This is a genomic window from Candidatus Polarisedimenticolaceae bacterium, assembly GCA_036275915.1.
Classification (GTDB): Bacteria; Acidobacteriota; Polarisedimenticolia; order Polarisedimenticolales; family DASRJG01; genus DASRJG01.
In genome coordinates this window covers 40,746-56,345 of record DASUCV010000011.1, presented here as the reverse complement: position 1 = coordinate 56,345, position 15,600 = coordinate 40,746, and the positions used below count along the sequence as shown (strand labels likewise).

Sequence of the window (15,600 nt, the reverse complement as noted above, 5' to 3'; positions counted from 1 at the left end):
CATTATTTCCATATGCATCTTGCTTTGAACAGCATTGGGGAACGTTCGGCGCATTGGGTTCATTGGCTGCAACGGACGTTCGGCCCCCGCGCCTTGATCTTACGGCGAGGCGATCCGATAGTGGTGGTGCCTCCTCCGGAGGTTCTTTCGATTGCCCCCGGAGCGTTTGATCCCCTGGTTAGCCCTTCATCTCCTGCCGGGCATCGGGCCTCTGACGGCCCGGCGCGTTGTCGAACTCAGTGGAGATCCCCTCGATGCTGCCCTCAACTGGTCACCGTCGGCTTGGAGGGAGCTGGGAGTCGACGGTGCGAAGATCGTGGAGAAGCGCCCCAAGCTTCTCGACGAGATTGCGAACGAGTGGGAGGCTGCCGTTCGCGCGAACGTCAGCATCCTATCGCGGGACGACCCTGACTACCCGCCGCTTCTGGCCGAGCTTCCCGACGCGCCGCTCGTGCTCTACGTGCGTGGATCGCTCCCGGCGGCCCGGGTCCGGGTCGCGATGGTGGGATCCCGGCGCTCGACCTTCTACGGCAAATTCGCCGCCGGACGCCTTGCCGCAGGCCTCGCTGCCGTCGGCGTCGAGATCGTCTCGGGAGGCGCGCGCGGCATCGACACTCTCTCGCATCGCGGCGCGCTCGACGCCGGGGGGACGACGGTCGCGGTCATGGGAAACGGCCTGGGGCGCGTCTATCCGCCCGAAAATGGGTCGTTGTTCGAAAAGATCGCCGAGAACGGTGCGCTTGTGAGCGAATTTCCGATGGAGATGGCCTCGCATCCCGAGAACTTCCCGCAGAGGAACCGGCTCATCGCCGGCCTCTCGGCGGCGACGGTCATCGTCGAGGCTGCGGGTCGTTCGGGGTCGCTCATCACCGCGCGCTTCGCGCTCGAGCAGGGGCGCGAGGTCATGGCCGTCCCGGGCCGGATCGACTCCGAGCAGTCCACGGGCTGCCACCGCCTGATCCAGGCGGGGGCGAAGCTGGTTCAGTCACCCGAAGAGATCCTGGAGGAGCTGTCCCCGATGTACCGGAACGTGCTGCCCCAATCCGAGGCCGCTCAGGTCGACGACACGCCCCTGACCCCGGACGAGCTGGCCGTTCTGGGCCTTTTCGCCGGCCATGACGAAGTCCACGTCGACATTTTGGCCGACGCGGCACCTTTCGGAATCGCCCGGCTCCAGGCCGCGCTCTTCGGCCTGGCGGTCCGCCGGCGTATTGATCCCTTGCAGGGTGGGTACTATGTTGCGCGGCCCCGAGTCCCCGGGCACGGGCCGCAAGAAAGGTGAGGAACGGACCCATGGCACGGTCGCTCGTGATCGTCGAGTCCCCCGCGAAGGCGAAGACGATCAACAAATTCCTCGGACGCGGCTTCGTCGTGAAGGCCTCGATGGGCCACGTCCGCGATTTGCCCAAGCGCACGCTCGGGGTCGACGAGAAAACCTTCGAGCCCACGTACGTCGCCCTGGCGGAAAAGAAGAAGACCCTCACCGAGCTGAAGAAGGCGGCCAAGGAAGCCGACACGATCTTCCTCGCCGCCGACCCCGATCGCGAAGGCGAAGCGATCTGCTGGCACCTCAAGGAAGAGCTCGAAAAGGACGCGAAGGTTCCGTTCCAGCGCGTCCTCTTCAACGAGATCACGAAGAAGGCGATCCTGGAAGCCTTCGAGCATCCGCGCGAGATCGACGAGCACAAGGTCGACGCCCAACAGGCGCGCCGCATCCTCGACCGCTTCGTGGGCTACAAGATCAGCCCGCTCCTCTGGGACAAGGTGCGCCGTGGGCTCTCCGCCGGCCGCGTCCAGAGCGTCGCGATGCGGATCATCGTCGAGCGCGAGCGCGAGATCCAAGCGTTCGTCCCGAAGGAGTACTGGTCGCTCACGGCGCAGGTCGCCGCCTCGGAGCCGCCGCCGTTCGGCGCGAAGCTCATCGCCAAGGGCGGGAAGAAGGTCGAGGTTGTCTCGCAGGACGAGATGACGTCGGTCCTCCGCGAGCTCGGCTGGGAAGTCGCGGCCGCGCGCCCGGCGGGTGAAGACACGACGGCGCTCGTCCTCGACGTGCGCGCGGCGCGGCCCGACCCGACGCCGTTCAAGGTCGTGAAGATCACGGCGCAGGAAAAGAAGAAGAACCCGGCGCCGCCGTTCATCACGTCGAAGCTCCAGCAAGACGCCGCGCGCCAGCTCGGCTTCCCGGTCGCAAAGACGATGCGCTTGGCGCAGGGCCTCTACGAAGGCCGCGAGATCGGCGACGCGGGCACGGTCGGCCTCATCACCTACATGCGTACCGACTCCACGCGGACGTCCGAGGAAGCCCTCGCCGCCGTGCGGGAGTACGTCGAGGCGACCTACGGCGCGAAGGCTCTCCCTCAAGAGATCCGCCGCTTCAAGGTCGGCAAGGCCGCGCAGGAAGCGCACGAGGCGATCCGTCCGACGTCGCTCGACTACGCGCCCGACCGCGTCAAGGATTTCCTTGGCCGCGACGAGTTCCGTCTCTACCAGCTCATCTGGAACCGGTTCGTGGCGTCGCAGATGGAAGCGGCGGTCTTCGACACGACGCGCGCCGACATCGACGCCGGCCCGTACACGTTCCGCGCGACCGGCTCCGTCCTCAAGTCGGCCGGCTGGCTCGCCGTGTACCAAGAGGGCAAGGACGAAGACGCCCCCAAGGAAGACACCCGTGTCGCCGACCAAGAATCGGACGACGAGGAGGAGCGCCGGCTCCCGCGCCTCAAGGAGGGCGACGAGCTCGACCTGAAGTCGCTCCTCCCGCGCCAGCACTTCACGCAGCCGCCGCCGCGCTTCTCCGAAGCGACGCTCGTCAAGGAGCTGGAAGAGAACGGCATCGGCCGCCCGTCGACGTACGCGGCGATCATCAGCACGATCGTCGACCGCAACTACGCCGACAAGGAGAAGGGCCGCTTCCACCCGACCGAGCTCGGCTTCCTCGTGAACGACCTCATGGTCGCGTCGTTCGGCGATATCGTCGACGTCGGCTACACCGCGCGGATGGAAGAAGAGCTGGACGAGATCGAGGAAGGGCGCCTCAACTGGATTCAGGCGCTCAAGGAATTCCAGAAGAAGTTCGAGTCCGACCTGAAGCGCGCGAAGAAGGAGATGCGCGACGTCAAGCGCGAGGCGATCCCGACCGACCAGATCTGCGACAAGTGCGGCAAGCCGATGGTCCTCAAGTGGGGCCGTTTCGGCCAGTTCCTCGCATGCTCGGGATACCCGGAGTGCAAGAACACGCGCGAGATCGGCGGCGTCGCGGATCCGTCGGCGCCGACCCCGGATGCGTCGGTCCCCGCCGCCGCGAAGACCGCGAAGATCAAGGCCGCCGCCCCCGACCCGATCGAGACCGAAGCCGAGCCGTGCCAGAAGTGCGGCCGGCCGATGGTCCTGAAGCGCGGGCGTTTCGGCGCCTTCCTCGCGTGCTCCGGTTATCCGGAGTGCAAGACCACGCGCAAGATCGTCGTCGGCAAGGAAGGCAAGGCCGAGGCGAAGGCCGAAGTGCTCCTCGACGAGCTCTGTCCGAAGTGCGGCAACAAGCTCGCCGTCAAGCAGGGCCGCTTCGGCGAGTTCACCTCATGCTCGAACTACCCGAAGTGCCGCTACATCAAGATGAAGGAAACCGGCGTCGACTGCCCCGAGTGCGGCAAGGGCAAGATCGTCGAGCGCAAAAGCAAGCGCGGCAAACTCTTCTTCGGCTGCGACCGGTATCCCGACTGCGCCTTCGTCCTGTGGAACCGCCCTGTTGCCAAAGCATGCCCCGAGTGCAAAGCCCCCTACCTCGTCGAGAAGGTCACCAAGAAAGACGGGCGACGCTTGATGTGCGAGCAGGAAGGGTGCGGCTACGTCGAGCAGGTCGAGGAGACGCCGGCGACGGCGTAGCGGACGGACAGGCGGGGTCCCGCGAGCGCACGCGCGAGACCCCGCATCGAAACTGACCTAGCTCAGTAGCAGCACCACAAGGACATTCCCGGTCCGCACCGGGTCTCGCCCGTCCTGTCGCAGATCACGCACTGGTTCCTGGGAATGTTGACGGTGGTGTACTGGCAGTCCTGCGGACAGCTGTCGCACCATTCGCCTTCATCGGGCTCGCAGATTCCGTTCCCGCACGTCGACGGCCCCATCACCTTGACTTCATAGAGCGACAGGTAGACGACGGTCGTCGTCTCGACCTTGACGTAGCGGGCCAATCGGCCGGTGGGAACCGTCAGCCCGCTCGGGCTGGTCGTGTCCGCCATGAAGTAGTCGAACCAGCTCACCCCATCACGCGAGAGCCGCAGCTTGAGGTTCTGCGCCTGCGTCAGCGCCGTGTCGCGCCGTCCGTACACGATCACGCTGTTCACGCTCTTGAGCTCGCCGAGGTCGATCTGGAAGAAGTTCCCGACCGCTTGGGCGTGGCCGGGGTCGCAGGCGATGGCGCAGTACCCTTGCGCCCCCTCGCACGTCGACGTCGTTCCCGTGTTGTTGTCGTTGAGTTTCGTCGCGGGGCTGTTCGTCGGATCCCAGAGACCGGAATCGCTGACCGGCTTGCCAAGGGCGAGGTCGGCGCAGCCCGATCCGCAATCGACGTAGCCGACGTCGACCGGAAGGGTGGCCGTGCCGGTCGAGCCGTTGGCGCCCTGGGCTTCGAGCTTGATGCAGAAATCGGAGGTGGCCGAGGTCGAGAAGGTCGCCGACGTCGAACGAAGGGTCCACGTCCCTTGGCAGGAATACGGTCCCGTATACCACCGGAAGGCGTAGGGGGCCGTTCCGCCGCTCGCGGCGCCGTTCCAGCTCGCCGTGACACCCGTGGCGATTCCCGGCGGGCCGGTGATCGCCGGAGCAGGAGCCTCGGGCCAAACCGCTTGGGCCAACGGGACGGACTCGCCGGTCGCGTTGTACGCGACCACGACATAGCTCTGGGCCGTCCGGTCGTTCAGCGTGTGGCTGAAGGTCGTCACGTTGGAACCGGTCGTGCCCACCAGCGTGTAGCCGGTCAGCGTGCCGTCCCAGGTGCCGCCCCCCGCCTTTCGGTAGACGTGGAATCCGCTCTCGTTGTTCTGATCGGGGTAGACCGTGTAGCAGGAATACGGCACCGATGCCGGCGACGTGTCGTCGCTCCAGGTCAGGGTCCGCGCGAGGTCCGATCCGCTCACGGCGACGGTCGACGGGGTCGCCGAGTACGGGGGCGAAGAGGACGCGCCGATGAAGTAGTTGTACATCGCCTGTACCGACGGCGCCCAACGCGATCCCAGCGCGGATTGCATCCGACTGTTGAACGCCGCGACCATGTTCGTGCAGAGGCTCGTCTGGACGTTGCAGCTGTCGAACTCCGCGGCATTCCACGCCGACAGGATCGTGCTCCCGGATGCGCCGATGTTGTCGTTGTCGCCGCGATAGCCGGGATGTCGCGGCGAGACCTTGTCGTAGAGGTTGAACGCGAACGACGCGATCGCGCCTTCCACCGTCTTCCGATCGACGCCGGTCGGCAGGATCGACTGGGTGTCCTCGAGGAACTGGTATTCCTTTCCGTACACGTTGCTGTACTCGATGTACGCCGGCTGCTCGACCCCCGCCCAGTAGAGCTGCGCCGCCGCGTTGTAGAACTCCGCCCAGCCTTCGACCCAGGCGGTCTTCTGCGTGGTCGACAGCTCGAACCAGTGCGCGCCGCCGTCGGTCGGGATGTGGTACTGGTTGTACCAGTCCACGAAGTGTCCCTGCTCGTGATAGGCGAGGTCCGCGTTGGGGGTGTAGTTGAAGAGAATGTAGGGAACGCCGGGGCTGGGGCCGCCGGGGCACCCGCTGCCGGCGCCGCAGAAGTACGACGTCGACGCGCTTTCTCGAATGTAATAGCGGTTCTGATTCGACGTCGACCATCCCATCTCGGCGCTGCAGAACAGACGCACGCGATAGAGGTAGCGCAACGCACCGCCGTCGGGCGCCCAGACGTTGACGTTCGCCGCGCCGTCGCTGATCGAATCCACCGCTTGGGCGATGTTCACGTAGTAGTAGGACGGGAAGTAGAGCCCGACGTCGTCGCCGTTGTAGGCGTGCCCGTTGTACTTACCCGCGTAGACGCGAATGATGTCCGAATAGGCGCTCGCGGGCACGCTGCTCGTGAAATGGAAATAAAAGTAGTAAGAGCCGTCCATCGCCGTGTCGTCGTAGCCGGCGTGCCGGATGTTGTCGGCGAAGTAGGGCGTGTAGCCGGTCGTGGTGTCATGGTCGTAGTCCCAATCGAGGTACACGCGCGAATTCGGAACGCCCTGGTACGGGTCCCCGGCGCACGGCCCGTCACCCTGGGGAAACTGGATCCTGCCCGCGATGTAGACGTAGATGTCGTACGAGGCCAGCGATCCGGGCTGGGTGATCGTCTTCTGCTGGATTCGCACCACGGTGTCCTTGGGATCCGACCGAACGGGAGCGGCCGAGGACTTCGAGAACTCCTTGCGATCGAGGATCCGCAGCGGCTCCTTGAGCTTGGGATTGGGCGCGTTGTCCTGCCACCTGATCGAGCCCTGGTCCATTTCGACGTACAGCGCGAACGTTTGGAACCCCACGAACTCGCGCGTCGCGATCGGCGCGTCCTGCGGAACCCGCAGGAGTGCCTGAAGGAAGTACTCACCCTTGGCCGGCAACGCCACGCTCCACGTCGCTTTGATCCGGGCGGGCGTGGCAAAAGAGGACTGCATGTCCTTTGCGACGATTCCGACGTCCTTCGGAACATCCAAGTCGAGCGTCGCGCTTCCGGGCGCGAGCACGTCCACCTCGATTGAGACGTCGGCCATCCCCTTGACGGGCTGGCCGACCGAGAACGAGACGAGAGTCGCCGGGGATCTCAGGTTCTCTTGCGCCGCCGCCGTTCCGGCGACGAGCGGCACGATCAAGAGCGGCAGGAGCGCTGGCGGAGCGAAGCGACGCAGCCATGTGCGGGCACTCATGGAACCACCTCCTGGGTAGGCGGGCGTGGTGACGGCCTCGTCCTACTAGTCGGTGGAGATCCGGGGATCTGACGAAATCAGGGGCAGCTGGTGCGGTGGCTCCCGAGGCCGCACGTGGTGATCGAAGGTGGCCGCTCGTTGTTTGAAGAGTCGGTCCCGTAGCTGCCCTCACGCGTGAGGTCGAGGGGTAAGACGAGGGAGTAGCTTCCGGCGGGGCGGTTGAGGCCGCGTGATGTCGGTGGAGGGACGGTTCGGAGGGGGTCGGCTTAACCGACTCTGCGCTGCTTCACTTCCAGGGCGGCTTACTCGCCGGGTTCACCTTGTGCTCGTCGAGCCAGGCGTCCATGACCTCGTGGAGGCGCTCGGTGCGGAAGAGGAACCAGCGGTCGCGCACCTCGGCGTGGTTCCGGAGGCCGTCCTTGAACGCCTGCGGTGATTCCTGGGTGACGCACTCGATGAGCTTGTCCTTGAGACCGTCTTCGAGCTTGCCGTCGCCTTCGAGGAACTCGTCCATCCAGTCGAGCTCGTCGTCGTTCGTGAAGGTCACGACGTAGAGGCGCGTCACCTGGGGACGGTTGGTGCCGTTGCCTTCGTCGACGGCTTCGTCCATCTCATCGTCATCGTCGAAGTGGGCGTCTTCGCCTTCCCCTTCGAGGACGATCTGGCCGGTGACGAGGTCGAGGTAGTAGACGAGGTCGTCGCTGCGGTTCTCGAACGCAGCTTCCAACTCGTCCCAATTGATGTGGAGGGGCTTGTGCTTCATGCCGCCCGGAATTTAACGCTGTCCGTGGATGAGAATCAAGCCGGATAGAATGGCGCGGCGGAGGGGCGATGGTCGGTTTCGACGATTTGTACCGTCAGGGCGGCGCGGTCACGTGGCAGGCGGGCAAGGAAGACGTGGTCCGCCAGGTCGTCGATCTGCTGATGGGGCTGTCGCCTTCGGCGAGGGTTCTCGATTTCGGGTGCGGGACGGGGTGGACCGCCCCGATCCTGACGGCGAGCGGCGCCCGTTACCTGGGTGTCGATCCTTCGAGCGAGGGGATCGCTCAGGCCCAGAAGCGCTCGGCCGGGGTCCCGCACGCTCGGTTCCATCGGATCGAGATGGGACAATCGTTGACGGACGCTCTTCACGGGGCGAAGTTCACGCACGTTTTCGCGCTCGATGCTCTCTACTTCGTGCCGAACCTCGAGTCGACGCTCCTCGCCTTGGCCGAGGCCCTCGAGCCGGGCGGCCTGCTGTGCTCGATCTCTCACATCTACCGGGAGAGCCGTGTCGCCGACTCGTTGATCGACGATGTGACGCGCGAGCACGGTTACCCGCAGTTCCTGTCGGGGGTGCAGTGGCAGCTGCTCCTCGACAGGGCCGGCCTCAAGGACGTGCATCGTTATCGTTTCTACGATCGCCGGCCGTTCAACCCTGCCGCCTTCCTGGGCCAACCGTGGTCGGCGATCCGCCTAGCGCGCGAACTGTACGAGCGCGAGGGCGCGTTGGTGGTGACGGCGAGGCACTAAGAGGGCGTGCGCGCATTGCGGATCCCATCCTCGTTCTCCAGCTCGGCGCACGGGACGATGTAAGAAAAACCCGGTTACTGTCCCACTAGAACTCTCGGCAAGCTGGGGTGGATGCGCGAGACGATCTCGTAGGAGATCGTGCCGCACCAGGCGGCGAGTTGCTCGGCGGTGAGCTTTTCGTCGCCTTGTTTGCCCAGGAGCACGACCTCGTCTTCCAGTGATGCGCTCGGGATGTCGGTCACGTCAACCATGCACATGTTCATGCAGATGCGGCCGCGGATCGGGGCGCGCTTGCCGCGCACGAGAACGTGGGCGAGGCCAGAGAGCTCGCGGTTGAAGCCTTCGTAGTAGCCGACGGGGAGGACGGCGATCCTCGTCGGGCGCGTGGCGCGCCAGGTGAGGCCGTAGCCGACGTAGCCGCCTTCGGGGACGTCTTTCACCTGGGCGATGCGCGTCTTCCAGGTGAGGACCGGCTTCAAGTCGAGCGAGGCCTTGCCGCGCTCGAGGCACGAAACGTAGGTCTCTTTCGAAGGCCACAGGCCGTAGAGCGAGATGCCGACGCGGGCGAGGTCGAGGTGGGTGCGGTTGAAGAGGAGGACGGCCGCGGAGCAGGCCGAATGGCGCAGGAGCGGCCACGCGCCGATCACGGAGATGCTCTCGAGGATGCGCGTGTAGGCGGCGATCTGCTGCTCGGCGAAGCCGTGGTCGGTCGTGTCCTCGATGTTGGCGAAGTGCGTGGAGACGCCGGCGAGCGTCAGGGCGTTGCTCTTTTGGATTCGCTTCACGAAGGCCGGGACATCTCTTTCCAGCACCCCTTGGCGGTGCGTTCCGGTCTCGACCTTGACGTGGACGCCGATCTTCTTTCTCGCGGCGGCGGCCAGCGCTTCGAGCTTGTCCAGCGTCTCATCGTTGTAGACGATGGGATCGAGCTGGTTCTCGACGACGGCGTGGAGCGACGCGAGCTCGACGTAGCCCATGATGAGGATCGGCAGCTTCGTGCCGGTGGCGCGGAGCGCGACCCCTTCGTCGATGTTGTTGACGCAGAGCCAGTCGGCGCCCGCGCTCTCGACGATGCCTGCGACCTCGCGCATGCCGTGGCCGTAGGCGTTCGACTTCACGACCGCGCCGAACTTCGGGCCCGTGCCGAGGCGCCGCCTGAACTCCGCGACGTTGTTCGTGAGGGCCGCCGCGTCGACCTCGACCCAGTTCAGCACGTCGCTCCTACCACAGGACGTACGCTCCATCCCTGATGATCGAGATTCGGTTGCCGTTCGCCTCGACAAGGTCGGCGCGCTTCACCGCGATCGGGCTGTCCTTGGCGTAGACGATGTCCTGGTGGACGAGGTTCGCCGGCGACTTGAAGTCCTTGATGCCGATCTTGCCGCCCAAGTGGTCGCTCCGGCCGTACGCCCAGTGGAAGCCGGCTTTCTCGTCTTCGAGGACGTTGCCGGTGACGCGCGCGTCGTCGTTGCAGCCGAACGCCATCTCGGCGACGTTCGCGCGTGCGGCGTCCAGCGCGAAGAACTCGCGGTAGCGCTCGGCCGCTTTCCCAGTCCCCTTCACCTCGACGATCTTGTTGCCGGCCACGAGGAAGACGAGCTGCTCACCGTCTTCGTGAACGGGAAGCTCGCCGGCGGTGCGCGACGCGTCGCCGGCGATCTCGCCTTCGTAGGGGACCTGGAAGGTCTCGCCGCTCGGGAGGTTGATCACCGGGATGTCGTCGTCCTTGTCGCGGTGCAGGTAGCCGTCGTCGGCTTCGCAGACGCGGTGGCGGAGGTCGAAAAGGCACTTGTGTCCGGTCGAGAACTCGACCTCGGCGTGATCGGCCTTGAGGAACGCTTGCTTCAAGAGGCGGCAGCGTTTCGCGACCACGTTGTAGTCGGCGGCGAGCGACGTCTCCTCCATCCACTTTTGGACACCGGGCATGCTCGCCGAGCGGAAGACGTGCGCGCCGGGCCGCCGCGCGCAGACGTCGCAGAGGGCGGCGGTCATCGAGTATTCGGTGAGGACGAGGAGGAGGCTCGTCCCGTCGAGAACATCGGCCATCTTCGCGGCCTTGCCGCCGATCTCGCCGATCTCGGGAAAATCGGCGCCGCTCGTCCCGTTGCACGGGAAGGTGACGAGCGGGAGGGTCTCGAAGCCGATCTTCTTGCCGAGCTTCTCGAGGCCGTCGCGCCACTCCGCCGCCATCGCGCGCCGTTCCTTCCAGGCCGGGTTGTCGGGCGTCTTCGCCGTCGGCGTGTCGATCACGACGCCGGTCTTCTCGCCCGCGACCGGCGCGAAGACGTCGATGAGGAACTTCTCGAGATCGAACGCGTGCTTCATGAGAACCTCGATTCGGGGCGGCAGTCTACAATGCCCGGCCTCAGGGAGGCTGGGGTGGACTGCTGGCTGATCACGGGCGGCGCGGGTTTCATCGGCTGCCACTTCGTCAGGGCCGCCCTCCGTGAGCCCTCCCGCCGCGTCGTCGTCCTGGACAAGCTCACCTACGCGGGCAACAAGCTGAACCTTTCCGACGTGAGCGGCGACTCCCGCTTCACGTTCGTCGAAGGCGACATCGCGGACGGCGCTCTCGTCGAGAAGCTCCTGGCGGAGCACACGCCGTCGGCGGTCGTGAACTTCGCCGCCGAGAGCCACGTCGATCGGTCGATCGACGGGCCGAGAAACTTCGTCGCGACGAACGTCGTCGGTACGTTCGAGCTGCTCGAGGCGATGCGCCGCCGGCATCCGGCGGTACGCTTCGTCCACGTCTCGACCGACGAGGTGTACGGCGCGCTCGGCGACGATGGGTCGTTCCTGGAGTCGACCCCTTATGCGCCGAACTCGCCGTACGCGGCGACGAAGGCGGCGGCCGACCACCTCGTGCGCGCCTACGCACGGACCTACGGCCTCTCTGCGGTCATCACGAACGGGAGCAACACGTACGGTCCGTATCAGTTTCCCGAGAAGCTCATCCCACTGACGATCCTGAACGCGCTCGACGGGCGTCCGCTGCCGATCTACGGCGACGGGCTCTACGTGCGCGATTGGCTGCATGTCGAGGATCACGTCGCGGGGATCCTCGCCGCGCTCGATCGCGGCAAGGCGGGCGAGCGCTACAACATCGGCGGTGGGAACGAGCGGACGAACCTCGCGCTCGTCGACATGATCTGCGGCGCGCTCGAGTCGATCGTGCCGTCGGGCAAGCGTCCGTACCGCGAGCTCAAGACGCACGTCGTCGATCGCAGCGCGCACGACCGCCGCTACGCCGTGGATTCCAAGAAAGCGCGTCGCGAGCTCGGCTGGGCGCCGTCGCGCGAGTTCGCCGCGGGTCTGGCCGAGACCGTTCGCTGGTACGTCGAGAATCGCGCATGGGTGGATGCGGTGCAGGCCAAGGCGCAGTACACGCGGGAGCGGCTCGGCGCATGAAGGGCATCGTCCTCGCCGGCGGCGCGGGCACGCGCCTGTACCCGGTGACCCGCGGGATCAGCAAGCAGCTCTTGCCGGTCTACGACAAGCCGATGGTCTATTACCCGCTCTCGGCGCTCATGCTCGCCGGGATCCGCGACATCCTCGTCATCACAACGCCCGAGGATCGGCCATCGTTCGAGCGTCTGCTCGAAGACGGGCGATCGCTCGGCCTCCGCATCGCGTACGCCGTCCAGCCGCGGCCCGAGGGGCTGGCGCAGGCGTTCTTGATCGGGCGCGCGTTCGTGGGGAGCGATGCGGTCGCGCTCGCGCTCGGCGACAACATCTTCTACGGTCAGGGGTTCGCCGCCGTCCTGAAGCGCGCCGCGGCGCGCACGTCGGGAGCGACGGTCTTCGCCTACCGCGTCCGTGATCCCGAACGGTACGGCGTCGTCAGCTTCGATCGCGACGGCCGGGCGCTCGCCATCGAGGAGAAGCCGGCCCACCCGCGTTCGAGCTTCGCGGTGACCGGTCTCTACTTCTACGACAACGACGTCGTGAAGATCGCGGAGCGGCTGAAGCCGTCGCCGCGCGGCGAGCTCGAGATCACCGACGTCAACCGCGCGTACCTCGAGGCGGGCACCCTCCAGGTCGAGATCCTCGGCCGCGGGTTCGCGTGGCTCGACACCGGCACGCACGACTCGCTGCTCCAGGCGTCGAACTTCATCCAGACGCTGCAGGAGCGGCAAGGGCTCCGCGTCGCATGCCTCGAGGAGGTCGCGTTCAAGATGGGGTTCATCGACCGCGCCGCGGTGTCCCGGCTCGCCGAGCGGATGGGCGCGGGCGCGTACGCCGACTACCTCCGCCGCATGCTGGACGAGGAGAGCGCCTGAACCCCGGCCGCCGCGTCGTCGCGGCCGTCTTCACCGTGCTCACGCTGGTCTGGGGAACGACGTGGGCCGCGATCCGTGTCGGTCTCGCGGGGCTTCCGCCGTTCACCGCGGTCGCGATCCGGTTCGCGATCGCCACGACGATCCTGCTCGCGATAGCCCGAGCCTCGAAGGTCGAGCTCGGGAGGCAGCCGCACGAGAAGACGCTGTGGTTCGTCAACGGCCTGCTGTTCTTCTCGGTCTCCTACGGCGTCGTCTACTGGAGCGAGCTGTACGTGCCCTCCGCGCTCGCGTCGATCCTCTTCGCGACCTTCCCCCTGCTCGTCACCCTCTTCGCGCACTGGATTCTGCCGCACGAGCCGCTCAGGGCCGCCGCCGGCGTCGGCGCGGTCGTCGCGTTCGCGGGGATCGTGGTGATCTTCTCCGAGGACCTCGCGAAGATCGGCGGTCCGAAGGCGGCCCACGCCGCGGCCGTCCTCTTGCTCTCCCCTCTCGTGTCGTCGCTGTCGAGCGTGCTCGTCAAACGCTACGGTGCCGCGATCCATCCGATCTCGCTGGCCGCGGTTCCGATGGCGATCGCGGCTGCGGTCATGGGAGCGCTGGCCCTCATCTTCGAGCGCGGACAGCCCATCGCCTGGACGCCTGCGACGATCGGATCGCTGGCGTACCTCTCCGTGTGCGGATCGGCGGTCACCTTCACGCTGTATTACTGGCTGCTCCGCCACGTGCGCGCGAACCGCGTCGCGCTCATCGCCTATCTGACGCCCGTCATCGCGGTCGTCACCGGCGTCGTGGCGCTCCACGAGCATTTCACGGTGCGTTTCCTGATCGGGGGGCTGCTCGTCATCGCCGGGGTCGCGGTCGCGGCGAAATCGCCGCCGGTGCCGATCAAGAGCTGACCGGCACCAGCGGCACCCCCAGTCCTTCGACGGCCCTTATTGGATCTCGTCCGGGCCCGGCACGATCGCGCGATCGTGCTCTCCGGGGACGAGTCGCAAGCTTTTCCCGTCGCCGATCGCGACGCGGCGCATGTCCGCGCTCTTGCGCTCGAGCGAATCGCGCAGCGCGCGCAGGCGCCCGAGCTGGCCCTGGAACGATTCCCCCATCTCGGCGAGGTTGGTGTGGAGCTTCACGAGCGAGGCGCGCGCGTCGTCGAGCTGCTGCCGCAGGCTCGCATGGCGGCGGAAAGCATCGACGAGGGCGTGCGTGTAAGGCTCCGAGCTGTCTTCGAGATCGATCCCGCGACCGAGGAACAGCGCGCGCACCTTCTCGACGAACGATTCCGAAGCGCCGGTCTCTCTCGCGAGACGCGCGATCGATTCTTCGAGCGTGATCTTCCGCGCCGCCATGGATCTGATGTACGGTGAATCGACTTTCCGTCAAGCGGGCGCGCATCTTCTACGTCGCGCCTGCCCGTTGCCGAAAACGCCGACCCATAATGCGCGCATGAGCGTCCCGGTATCCCGGATCAGGAAGGAGAACGAGGCACCCGTGCGGCCCGAGCGCGCGTTCGTTCTCTACTGGATGATCGCCGCGCGCCGAACCCGCTCGAATTTCGGCCTGGAGCGCGCGATCGAGGCCGCGCTCGCGATCGGGAAGCCTCTCCTCGTGCTCGAGCCGCTTCGCTGCGGGTACCGATGGGCGAGCGACCGCTTTCACAATTTCGTCATCGACGGGATGGCCGACAACGGCAAGCGGTTCGGCGCTGCCGGGATCACGTATCACCCGTATGTCGAGCCCGTGCCCGGAGATGGGTCGGACCTCTTGCCCACGCTCGCGCGTGACGCCGCTCTCGTCGTCACCGACCGATATCCCTGCTTCTTCCTGCCACGGATGATCCGGCGCGCGGCGGAGCGGCTCGACGTGTCGCTGGAATCGATCGACTCGACCGGCCTGCTGCCTCTCGACGATGCCGAGAAGGAATTCCCGACGGCGTATGCGTTCCGGCGCCATCTTCAGAAGCGGCTTCCCGAGCGCCTCCACGAGCTCCCGGCGGGCGACCCTTTGGCACGCGCGGCCCGTGTGCGCGGGGCATCGATCCCGAAGGAGATCCTCGCGCGATGGCCGGCGGGAGGAGCTCCGAAGTTGAACGGCGTTCCACCGGTCGAGGATTTCCGCGGCGGTGCGGAGAGCGCGCGAGCACGCCTCGAGCTGTTCATCGAGGAGAAGCTCGACCGCTACGCCGACGACCGGAACGACGTCAATCTCGACGTCTCGAGCCGGCTCTCGCCGTACCTCCACTTCGGCCACCTCTCGATCCACGAGGTCTTGACGGCGATCGCGGCGCGCGAGCAGTGGACGCCCGATCGTCTCGGCAGGGAGCGCGCCGGAAAGCGCGAGGGCTTCTGGGGCATGTCACGATCGGCCGAGGCGTTCCTCGACGAGGCGGTCACGTGGCGCGAGCTGGGCTACCACTTCTGCGCGCGCCGGGACGATTACGATCGCTTCGAGGCTCTGCCGCCTTGGGCGCTGCGGACGCTCGCCGAGCATGCGAGCGACCCGCGCGACGCGACGTACACGCTGGACGCGTTCGAGGCGGCATCGACGCACGATCCGCTCTGGAACGCGGCGCAGCGCCAGCTCGTTCGCGAGGGACGGATTCACAACTACCTGCGCATGCTGTGGGGGAAGAAGATCCTCGAATGGACCCCCGATCCCGAGACGGCGCTCTCGGTCCTCATCGAGCTGAACAACAAGTACGCGCTCGACGGCCGCGACCCGAACTCGTACTCGGGGATCTTCTGGGTGCTCGGCCGGTTCGACCGGCCGTGGGGCCCCGAGCGGCCGGTCTTCGGCGTCGTGCGGTTCATGAGCTCCCGGTCCACCGCCCGGAAGATGGACGTGAAGCCGTACTTACGAAACTTTGCATCGTAAAGTAGTTTGCAGTATGTTGG

General features: G+C 66.4%; 12 protein-coding genes. 7 read left to right on the top strand and 5 right to left on the bottom strand.

From position 1 onward, the window contains the following. Nucleotides 1-316 precede the first annotated feature (316 nt). On the top strand, nucleotides 317-1,282 hold the full coding sequence (gene dprA, locus VFV19_09825; protein HEX4824603.1) for a DNA-processing protein DprA: 966 nt from the start codon (nucleotides 317-319) through the stop codon (nucleotides 1,280-1,282). Nucleotides 1,283-1,293: 11 nt separating this feature from the next. Then, entirely contained in the window at nucleotides 1,294-3,879 is a 2,586-nt protein-coding gene (gene topA / locus VFV19_09820) for a type I DNA topoisomerase (protein HEX4824602.1), read from the top strand. Between the two features lie 62 nt (nucleotides 3,880-3,941). Here the strand turns inward: topA and VFV19_09815 are convergent, their stop codons facing one another. Both VFV19_09815 and VFV19_09810 read right to left on the bottom strand, forming a co-directional pair. Continuing rightward, entirely contained in the window at nucleotides 3,942-6,917 is a 2,976-nt protein-coding gene (locus VFV19_09815) for a discoidin domain-containing protein (GenBank protein HEX4824601.1), read from the bottom strand. 286 nt (nucleotides 6,918-7,203) lie between these two features. Then, the gene (locus VFV19_09810; protein HEX4824600.1) at nucleotides 7,204-7,680 is read right to left on the bottom strand and encodes a UPF0158 family protein; all 477 of its coding nucleotides are present in this window, start codon (nucleotides 7,678-7,680) and stop codon (nucleotides 7,204-7,206) included. 68 nt (nucleotides 7,681-7,748) lie between these two features. Here VFV19_09810 and VFV19_09805 point away from each other — a divergent pair, with 68 nt between their 5' ends. Continuing rightward, nucleotides 7,749-8,429, top strand: a complete 681-nt coding sequence (locus VFV19_09805; GenBank protein HEX4824599.1) for a class I SAM-dependent methyltransferase — start codon at nucleotides 7,749-7,751, stop codon at nucleotides 8,427-8,429. A 74-nt stretch (nucleotides 8,430-8,503) separates the two neighbouring features. Here VFV19_09805 and alr read toward each other — a convergent pair whose 3' ends face one another. Together alr and VFV19_09795 are read right to left on the bottom strand one after the other, a co-directional pair. Further along, nucleotides 8,504-9,643, bottom strand: a complete 1,140-nt coding sequence (gene alr, locus VFV19_09800; protein HEX4824598.1) for an alanine racemase — start codon at nucleotides 9,641-9,643, stop codon at nucleotides 8,504-8,506. A gap of 7 nt (nucleotides 9,644-9,650) precedes the next feature. Beyond that, complete coding sequence (locus VFV19_09795) at nucleotides 9,651-10,754, bottom strand: hypothetical protein (GenBank protein ID HEX4824597.1); 1,104 nt, start codon at nucleotides 10,752-10,754, stop codon at nucleotides 9,651-9,653. Between the two features lie 54 nt (nucleotides 10,755-10,808). Between VFV19_09795 and rfbB the strand changes: the two genes are divergently transcribed. The 3 genes from rfbB to VFV19_09780 are packed head-to-tail and all read left to right on the top strand — an operon-like array spanning nucleotide 10,809 to nucleotide 13,605. Next, on the top strand, nucleotides 10,809-11,837 hold the full coding sequence (gene rfbB, locus VFV19_09790; GenBank protein HEX4824596.1) for a dTDP-glucose 4,6-dehydratase: 1,029 nt from the start codon (nucleotides 10,809-10,811) through the stop codon (nucleotides 11,835-11,837). Then, the gene (gene rfbA / locus VFV19_09785; GenBank protein ID HEX4824595.1) at nucleotides 11,834-12,709 is read left to right on the top strand and encodes a glucose-1-phosphate thymidylyltransferase RfbA; all 876 of its coding nucleotides are present in this window, start codon (nucleotides 11,834-11,836) and stop codon (nucleotides 12,707-12,709) included. The genes rfbB and rfbA overlap by 4 nt, the downstream gene beginning before the upstream one ends. Nucleotides 12,710-12,744: 35 nt before the next feature. Continuing rightward, entirely contained in the window at nucleotides 12,745-13,605 is an 861-nt protein-coding gene (locus VFV19_09780) for a DMT family transporter (GenBank protein ID HEX4824594.1), read from the top strand. A gap of 36 nt (nucleotides 13,606-13,641) precedes the next feature. On the opposite strand, the gene VFV19_09775 is transcribed toward VFV19_09780, so the two are convergent. After that, nucleotides 13,642-14,055 (bottom strand): hypothetical protein, encoded by a 414-nt coding sequence (locus VFV19_09775; protein ID HEX4824593.1) that lies wholly within the window; start codon nucleotides 14,053-14,055, stop codon nucleotides 13,642-13,644. Between the two features lie 97 nt (nucleotides 14,056-14,152). Here VFV19_09775 and VFV19_09770 point away from each other — a divergent pair, with 97 nt between their 5' ends. Then, entirely contained in the window at nucleotides 14,153-15,580 is a 1,428-nt protein-coding gene (locus tag VFV19_09770) for a hypothetical protein (protein HEX4824592.1), read from the top strand. Nucleotides 15,581-15,600 lie beyond the last annotated feature (20 nt).

Bases quoted from the DNA above. Each gene is read 5' to 3' on its own strand.
- topA (HEX4824602.1), top strand. From the start codon at position 1,294: ATGGCACGGTCGCTCGTGATCGTCGAGTCCCCCGCGAAGGCGAAGACG.
- VFV19_09815 (HEX4824601.1), bottom strand. From the start codon at position 6,917: ATGAGTGCCCGCACATGGCTGCGTCGCTTCGCTCCGCCAGCGCTCCTG.
- VFV19_09810 (HEX4824600.1), bottom strand. From the start codon at position 7,680: ATGAAGCACAAGCCCCTCCACATCAATTGGGACGAGTTGGAAGCTGCG.
- VFV19_09805 (HEX4824599.1), top strand. From the start codon at position 7,749: ATGGTCGGTTTCGACGATTTGTACCGTCAGGGCGGCGCGGTCACGTGG.
- VFV19_09795 (HEX4824597.1), bottom strand. From the start codon at position 10,754: ATGAAGCACGCGTTCGATCTCGAGAAGTTCCTCATCGACGTCTTCGCG.
- rfbA (HEX4824595.1), top strand. From the start codon at position 11,834: ATGAAGGGCATCGTCCTCGCCGGCGGCGCGGGCACGCGCCTGTACCCG.
- VFV19_09775 (HEX4824593.1), bottom strand. From the start codon at position 14,055: ATGGCGGCGCGGAAGATCACGCTCGAAGAATCGATCGCGCGTCTCGCG.
- VFV19_09770 (HEX4824592.1), top strand. From the start codon at position 14,153: ATGAGCGTCCCGGTATCCCGGATCAGGAAGGAGAACGAGGCACCCGTG.